The sequence below is a fragment of the Corallococcus sp. CA049B genome (assembly GCF_003611685.1).
GTDB lineage: Bacteria > Myxococcota > Myxococcia > Myxococcales > Myxococcaceae > Corallococcus > Corallococcus coralloides.
The window spans coordinates 25,574-33,520 of record NZ_RAWC01000083.1 but is presented as its reverse complement, the minus strand read 5'-3'; the positions used below and the strand labels follow the sequence as shown (position 1 = coordinate 33,520).

Here is a 7,947-nt window from a genome sequence, read left to right as displayed (position 1 = left end):
GGCCAGCGCCGAGGACGATGCCCGCGAGCGCATCGCTTCCATGGAGCGCGAGGCCAAGGCGCTCGCCACCACCGAGCCGCAGACCGCTGCCCTCCTGTTTCATGAGGTCGGCCTGCTCTGGGAAGAGCCGCTCAAGAACCCTCGCAACGCCGCGGTCGCGTTCCAGAACGCGTACAAGCTGGCGCCCCGGTTCCTCGCCAACATCCGCGCCGCCCGCCGCCTCTTCGCGGACGTCGGCAACTGGCAGATGGTCGTGCAGCTCATCGACGCGGAGCTCGGCGCCTCCGAGGATCCTCGCCAGCAGGCGTCTCTCCTCTTCGAGAAGGGGCAGATCCTCGAGGAGCGCCTGTCGCGCGACAACGACGCCGCGGATGCCCTGCGCCAGGCGCTGGACCGCAAGCCCACCGACGTCACCCTCCTCACCCAGCTCGAGTCCGTCTACGCCGCGCGCAATGACGCGGGCGCGCTGGTGGAGATCTACCGGCTGCTCGCCACCGCCGTCGTTCCTCCCTCCCTTCGCGCCCACTACCTCACCTCCGCGGGCATGCTCCTGGAGGAGCGCCTCAAGCAGAAGGAGGCCGCAGCCGCTGCGTTCCGTGAGGCGTTCGCGCTCGACCGCTCCGACCCGCTGCTCCAGGCCGCCATCAAGCGCGTCGCCGAACGCGAGGGCCGCACCGACGAACTCCTCTCCGCCCTCTTCTCCGAGGCCGAGGGCCAGGGCTCCCAGGGCGCTCCCGCGTACCTCCACATCGCCAAGGTCCATGATCGCCTGGGCCGCAAGGACGATGCCCTGTCCGCGCTGCTCGCCGCCCGGCGCGTGAGCCCGAACGAGCCGCTCGTGTTGAGCGCGCTCGCCGGCATCTACGAGACCCAGGGCCGCTTCGAGGAGCTGGCCGACGTGCTGCTCGCGTGGGTGGGCTCCATCAACGACGAGAGCGAGCTCGTCGCCATCAACCTGCGCCTCGCCGCGCTGTACGAGGACGACCTCAAGCGCGACCAGGAGGCCGCCGCCCGCTACCAGGCCATCCTCGCCCGCATCCCCAGCCATGCCGCCGCGCTCGCGGGCCTGGGCAAGCTGTCGTACCGGATGCAGAACTGGGAAGGGCTCGTCGCTGTCTTCGATGCGGAGGTCACCGCCGCCGAGGACGCCAAGGGCAAGGCCGCTCGCATGTACAAGGCGGCCGAGATCCTGGAAGAGCGCCTGGGCCGCCAGGAGGACGCCATTGCTCGCTACAACGCGTGCCTCCAGCTCCAGCCGGGCTACCTCCCCGCGCAGAAGGCCCTCACCCGCCTCTACGAGCGCCAGGGCCGCTTCGCTGAGCTGGTCCAGATGTTCGAGCAGGACCTGCTCCAGACGTCCGACCGCGATCAGGTCATCACCACGCTCAACAAGATGGCGGTCATCTACGAGGACCGCCTCGGGGACCTGGACCACGCCATCGAGTGCATGAAGCGCATCCTCGACCTGGCGTCGGATCACCTGCCCACGCTGCGCAACCTGGCCCGCCTCTACGAGCGCGCCGGGCGCTTCCGTGAGCTGCTGGAGACCAACGACCTGGAGGCGTCGTTCGCCGGAGACACCAAGCAGGTCCTGTCGCTGCTCCACCGCAACGCGGAGATCCTCGACGAGCACCTGAAGGACCGCGTGGGCGCCATCACCGCGTATGAGCGCGTGCTCGCGCTGTCGCCCTCGTACCTGCCCGCGCTCAAGGCCCTGGGCCGGCTGTACGCGCAGGACGGCCGGTGGGAGAAGCTCATCGACATGTACCGCGCGGAGTCGGAGATCTCTCCGTCCACCGACGCGGCCGCCGCGCTCATCTACAAGATCGGCGAGCTGTACGAGCACCGCCTCAAGCAGGAGAACGAGGCGCTCGCGTCGTACCAGGAGGCGCTGATGCTGGCGCCCAGCTACTTCCCGGCGCTGCGCGCGCTCGCTCGCATCCACCGGGCCCACGGTGCCTGGGAGAGCCTCGTGGAGGTGCTCCGCGCGGACGCCGCCAACCGCACGGATCCGCTGGAGCGCGCCAACGCGATGTACCAGGCCGCCGCCATCTGGGAGGACCAGCTGGGCCGCCCGGAGCTGGCCATCGAGGGCTATCAGGAAGTCCTGCGCCTCACGCCGGGCCACGCCGCCACGCTGCGCGCGCTGGAGCGCCTGTACGTCGCGCAGGACAACGTGAAGGAGCTGGTGTCCATCCTCGACCGCGAGACGCAGGTGGGCCAGACGCCCGCGGCCAAGGTGACCGCGTACCTCAAGCTCGCGCGGCTGTACCTGGACCGCTTCCAGGAGCCGTCCCGCGCCGCGCAGTGCTGCGAGTCCGTGCTGGGCCTGGAGCCCGGCAACCTCACCGCCCTCATGCTGCTGGAGCGCATCCGCGTGTCGGACCGCGTCCGCCGCGCGGAGCTGCGCGCCCGCATCGCCGAGCGCGTCACCGACACGCGCCTGTCCAGCGCCCTGCGCATCCTGGCCGCCGCGGATCAGGAGAAGGGCCCGCCCTCCGAGCGCACCCTGGAGGTCTACCAGCGCGCCTTCGACGCGGACCCCTCCGACGCGCGCCTCGCCTTCGGCCTGGAGCGCGTGCTGCGCCAGAGCGGTGACACCGCCGCCCTGTCGCGCATGTACGGCATGCGGCTGGCCGTCACCACCGACGCCACGGAGGCGCTGGAGCTGCTCCTGCGCGCCGCCGAGCTGGCGGAGAAGAACCCCGACCAGGAGCAGGCCGCCGCGCTGTACCAGCAGGCGCTGGAGCTCCAGGCGCAGTGCCTCCCCGCGCTCCAGGGCGCCCGCCGCGTGGCCCTGCGCCGGGGCGACTTCGCCACCGCGCGCGCCATGATGGAGACCGAGGCCCGCGCGAGCCGCGACACCAAGAGCGCCATCGAGGGCTTCGTCGCCGCCGCGAAGCTCGCGGCCCAGAAGCTCAATGACCCCGACGGCGCCGCGGCCCTCTACCGCCTGGCGCTGGAGCGCGATCCGCTGCACCCGGGCGCGGCCACCGGCCTGGAGGAGCTGCTCGCGCAGCGCGGCGGTTCCTCCGACCTCGCGGCCCTGCACGAGCGGCGCGCGGAGGCCCGGCTCGCGCAGCGCGACGCGGAGGCCGCCGCGGCGGCGTACGTCACCGCGGCCCGCTTGCACAACGTGGCCCTGGGTGACCGGGCTCGCGCGCTCGCGGTGCTGGAGAAGGCCCTGGCGGCCCGGCCCGGCTTCCCCGACGCGCTGGAGACTCGCGGCCTGCTCCTCCTGGAGGCGCAGCAGTACGCGGAGGCCGCGCAGATGCTCGGCCAGCGCGTGCAGCAGGGCGGGGATCCTCGCGTGCTCGCGCAGCACCACCTGACGCTGGGCGCGCTCTACCAGCAGCACCTCAACGACCCGGGCCGCGCGGCGGCGCACCTCCAGACGGCGCTGGCCACCCTGCCCCGCCACCCGGAGGCGCTGGAGCGGCTGGCCACGGTGTACGCGCAGGGCCGCAACTTCGGCGGCGCGGTGGACTGCCTGCGGCGGCTGTTGGATCAGGACCTGCCCAACGACGCCCGCGCGCGCTTCACCGTGGAGCTGGCGCGCATCCACGAAGAGGGCCTGGGCGACGTCGCCTCCGCCACGGCGCTCTACAAGAAGGCGCTGGAGCTGACGCCGGGCGAGCCCGCGCTGGTGGACCGGCTGGTGGCCCTCTACGAGCGCCAGCGCAACCTGCCGGAGCTGGCGCAGATGCTGGAGGCCCAGGCCGCCGCCACCGCGTCCACGGACGTCAAGCGCGCGGTGTCCCTGCGCATGCGCGTGGCGAGCTTCTACGCGGGCCCGCTGACGGAGCCGGCTCGCGCCACCGTCATCTACCGCCAGCTCGTGGAGCAGGATCCGCAGAACCTCGGGGCCCGCGCCGCGCTGGCGGACCTGTATGGCCGCGACATGACCAGCTTCCCGCTCGCCATCGAGGAGCACCGGCAGATTTTGCGCCAGGACCCCGCTCGCGTGGACAGCCTGCATGCGCTGTTCAAGCTGTGGGACGCCCAGAAGCAGCAGGACAAGGCGTTCGCCGTCGCCGCGGTGCTGACCTTCATGCGCGCCACCAACGAGGTGGAGCAGGCCTTCTACTCGGAGGCCCGCGCACGGCAGCCGCAGGAGCCGCGTGAAGCGCTGCCCGCCGCGGACGTGGACACCGTCCTCATGCACCCGGCCGCGCGCGGCCCGCTGACGGACCTGCTGCGCGCCATGGGTGAGCACCTGGGCAAGGTGTACCCGCCGCAGTTCGAGATGCTCGGCGTCAACCCGAAGCAGGACAAGCTCAAGCCGGACTCGGCCGTGTACAAGGCCGTGCGCGCGGTGGCGCAGACCTTCGGCGTGGAGGAGTTCGAGGTCTACCTCGCCCGGCGCGGCATGTTGCAGCCGGAGACGACGGAGCCCCTGTCCCTGTGCGTGGGCCAGGACGTGGTGCGCCGCTTCAACGCCCGTGAGCAGAAGTTCCTCATCGGCAAGGCGGTGCTGGGCCTGTTCAACAAGACGGCCGTCCTCTCCAAGCTGTCCCAGGGCGAGACGGTGGACCTGTTCGGCAACGCCATCCGCGTCCACGTGCAGCAGTTCAACGGCCTGGGCCGGCGCAACGACGAGACGACGAAGCAGCTCAAGAAGGCCTTCAGCCGCAAGGCGATGAAGGCCTCGGAAGGCCCCGCGCAGACGCTGTCCGAGCAGCAGAAGATCGACGTGGCGACGGTGGTGGACGCGCTCGGCTTCTCCGCGGACCGCGCGGGCCTGCTCGTCTGCGGCGACCCGTCCGTGGGCCTCACCATGGTGTTGCGCGAGGATCCGAACATCGTGGCCAACCGCCAGGACGGCACCACCGACGGCATCCTCCAGGCGGTGCGCGAGCGCGCGGACCTGAAGGCCCTGCTGTCGTGGCTGCTGACGGACGACTTCTTCCGCCTGCGTCAGCGCATCGGCCTGTCGCTGTAGTCGTCCCCGCGCCCCGGGCTACCCCCGGCGGACCAGCGCGTCCGCCGGGAACCCCGCGAGCAGCCGGCCCACGGCGTCGTCCACGTGGGCACGCTCCGGGGCCTCCACCGTCACCTTCACGCGGTAGTCCATGGCCGCGTCGAACACGGGATAGGAGCCGATGGCCACGTGGGGCATGTCCAGCGCCACGCGGTCCAGCACGGCGGCCAGGGCGCTCTCGCCCAGGTTGAAGTACAGGTTGACCAGGTGCACCGGCGTGCCGCTCAGCCGTGAGAGCACCGTCTCCAGCTGCAGCCGGAAGAGCTGTGGCACTCCGGGCAGCAGGAACATGTCCCCCACCGTCAGCACGGGGAACCACATGCCCGGCTGGGCCAGGAGCACGGCGCCCTCGGGGGCGTCCGCCAGGCGCAGGGACTCCGGCGTCACGGGCGACGTGCCGGCGCGGGCCTGGATGGCCGACACCATCTCCGGCAGGCGCACCACGGGCCGGCCCAGCGCGAGCGCCACCGCGCGCACCGTGACGTCGTCATGGGTGGGGCCAATGCCTCCGCTGGTGAAGACGTAGCGGGCCTTGCGCCGGGCGCGGGACACCGCGTCCACGATGGCGTCCACGTCGTCCAGGATGGTCTCCACCGAGACGAGCGGGATGCCCAGCTCCCGCAGCCGCTGGATGAGGTGGGGGCCGTTCTCGTCCTTCACCTTCGCGGTGAGGACCTCGTTGCCAATGATGATCGCCGCCGCGCCGGTCCGCTCCATGGAGCCGGGGATTCTACTCCAACGGACCCCGGGGGTGGACTCGCGCGTTGCGCTGGCGCGGACCTGGCCTGTCCTGGAGTCAGCACGAGGGGACGGACATCCTTCGCGCATGGACTCCACCGAGACACGGGACGCGATCCGCGCGTCCGTGCGTGCCCTCTGCAACCGCTTCCCCCCGAAGTACTGGCGCACCCTCGACGCGGAGCGTGAATACCCTCACGACTTCGTCAAGGCCCTCACGGAGGCCGGACTGCTGGCCGCGCTCATCCCCGCCGAGTACGGCGGCGCGGGGCTGGGCCTGCGCGAAGCGGCGGTCGTGCTGGGGGAGATCAACCACTTCGGCGGGAACGCGTCCGCGTGTCATGCGCAGATGTATGTGATGAACGTGCTCCTGCGGCACGGCTCCGCGGAGCAGAAGCAGCGGTACCTTCCGGAGATCGCCGCGGGCCGTCTGCGGCTCCAGGCGTTCGCGGTGACAGAGCCGAACTCGGGCTCGGACACCACCGCCATCGAGACGACGGCGGTCCGGCGCGGCGACCGCTACGTCGTGAACGGGCAGAAGATCTTCATCTCGCGCGTGCTCCAGTCCGACCTGATGCTCCTGCTCGCTCGGACGACGCCCCGCGCGGAGGTGCGCAAGAAGACGGATGGGATGAGCGTGTTCCTGCTCGACCTGCGCAAGACGCAGGGGCTGGAGGTCCGTCCCATCCGGACCATGCTCAACCATGCAACGAACGCGCTGTTCCTCGAGAACGTCGAAGTGCCCGTCGAGGGGCTGATCGGCGAAGAGGGCAAGGGCTTCTCGTACATCCTGGATGGCATGAACGCGGAGCGGGTGCTGGTCGCCTCGGAGGCGATTGGAGATGGCCGCTGGTTCATCGAGAAGGCCGTCACCTATGCGCAGGAGCGCGTCGTGTTCGGCAAGGCCATTGGGGCCAATCAGGGCGTGCAGTTCCCCATCGCGAAGGCGCACACGGCGCTCACGGCCGCGTCCCTGCTGACGGAGCAGGCCGCGACGCTCTTCGACGGCCACCAGCCCTGCGGAGCCGAGGCGAACATGGCGAAGTACCTGGCCGCGGAAGCCGCCTGGGAGGCCGCCAATGCCTGCATGGACACCTACGGCGGCTACGGCTTCGCGGAGGAGTACGACGTGGAGCGCAAGTTCCGCGAGGTGCGCCTGTTCATCAACGCCCCCGTGAGCCGGAACATGGCCCTGTCGTACATCAGCCAGCACGTGCTGGGACTGCCCCGCTCGTTCACGTAGCGCCGGGTTCCCGCATGTGGACCACGACCTTGCCGATGGCGCGTCGCTCCGCGAGGGTGCGCAGGCCGTCGGCGGTCCGCTCCAGTGGGAGGCGCACCGTGATGCGCGGGAGGATGCGGCCCTGCGCATGCCAGGCGAAGAGCTGCTCCATGGTTTCGCGGAGCGCCGCCGGGTCGTGGTAGCGGAAGTAGCGCAACGACGACCCCAGCACCGCGCGGTGCTTCACGAGCAGCCGGTTGGCGGGAATGTTCGGGACCTGTCCCGCCGCGAAGCCCACGAGGACGTAGCGGCCTCCCCAACCCAGCGTCGAGAGCGCCGGGTCGAAGAGCGGGCCCCCGACCGGATCGAAGCAGACGCTCACACCGGAGGACCCCGCGGCGGCGAGGATCTGCTCCTTCCAGGCTCCGTCCGTGTGGCGGATGACGTGGTCCGCGCCCGCTTCACGCGCGATGGCGAGCTTGTCCGGCGTGCTCGCGACCGCGATGACGGTGGCCCCCAGTGCCTTGCCCAGCTGCACGGCCGCGAGCCCCACGCCCCCACTGGCGCCCAGCACGAGGAGCACCTCCGAGGGCTTCAGGTGGGCGACGCGGATCAGCGCCAGGGCCGTGCTCGCGTAGGCGCTGGTCAGTGCTGCGGCGACGTCGAAGGAGACGCCTGCCGGCAGCAGGAAGGTCTCCCTCACGGAGGCCACTGCCTGCTCGGCATAGCCTCCGTGCCACAGGATGGCCACGACGCGGTCTCCGGGCTGGAAGCCCGAGCCTTCGGGCGCGCTGGCGATGGTGCCCGCTGCCTCCAGGCCTGGGACGAAGGGCAGCGCGGGCCGGGTCTGATAGGTCCCTCCAATCATGAGGAGGTCGGCGAAGTTCACGCTGCAGGCGTGCACGTCGATCTTCACCTCATCGGGCTTCGGGACGGGCTCGGGGACCTCCGCGAGGGTGAGCTGCTCGGGCCCACCCCACGTCCCGCAGACAATCGCTCGCATGTC

General features: G+C 71.2%; 4 protein-coding genes. 2 read left to right on the top strand and 2 right to left on the bottom strand.

Annotated features, from left to right (window positions below; all coding sequences use genetic code 11):
• On the top strand, nucleotides 1-4,942 hold a 4,942-nt coding region (locus D7W82_RS19650; protein ID WP_120619813.1), incomplete at its 5' end, for a tetratricopeptide repeat protein.
• Between the two features lie 18 nt (nucleotides 4,943-4,960).
• Here the strand turns inward: D7W82_RS19650 and D7W82_RS19645 are convergent.
• On the bottom strand, nucleotides 4,961-5,698 hold the full coding sequence (locus D7W82_RS19645) for a molybdopterin-binding protein (RefSeq protein WP_120619811.1): 738 nt from the start codon (nucleotides 5,696-5,698) through the stop codon (nucleotides 4,961-4,963).
• Between the two features lie 109 nt (nucleotides 5,699-5,807).
• Between D7W82_RS19645 and D7W82_RS19640 the strand changes: the two genes are divergently transcribed.
• Nucleotides 5,808-6,962, top strand: coding sequence for an acyl-CoA dehydrogenase family protein (locus D7W82_RS19640; protein WP_120619810.1), 1,155 nt, complete (start codon nucleotides 5,808-5,810; stop codon nucleotides 6,960-6,962).
• Here the strand turns inward: D7W82_RS19640 and D7W82_RS19635 are convergent.
• Entirely contained in the window at nucleotides 6,955-7,944 is a 990-nt protein-coding gene (locus D7W82_RS19635) for an NADPH:quinone oxidoreductase family protein (RefSeq protein WP_120619809.1), read from the bottom strand. The genes D7W82_RS19640 and D7W82_RS19635 overlap by 8 nt on opposite strands.
• Between the last annotated feature and the right edge of the window lie 3 nt (nucleotides 7,945-7,947).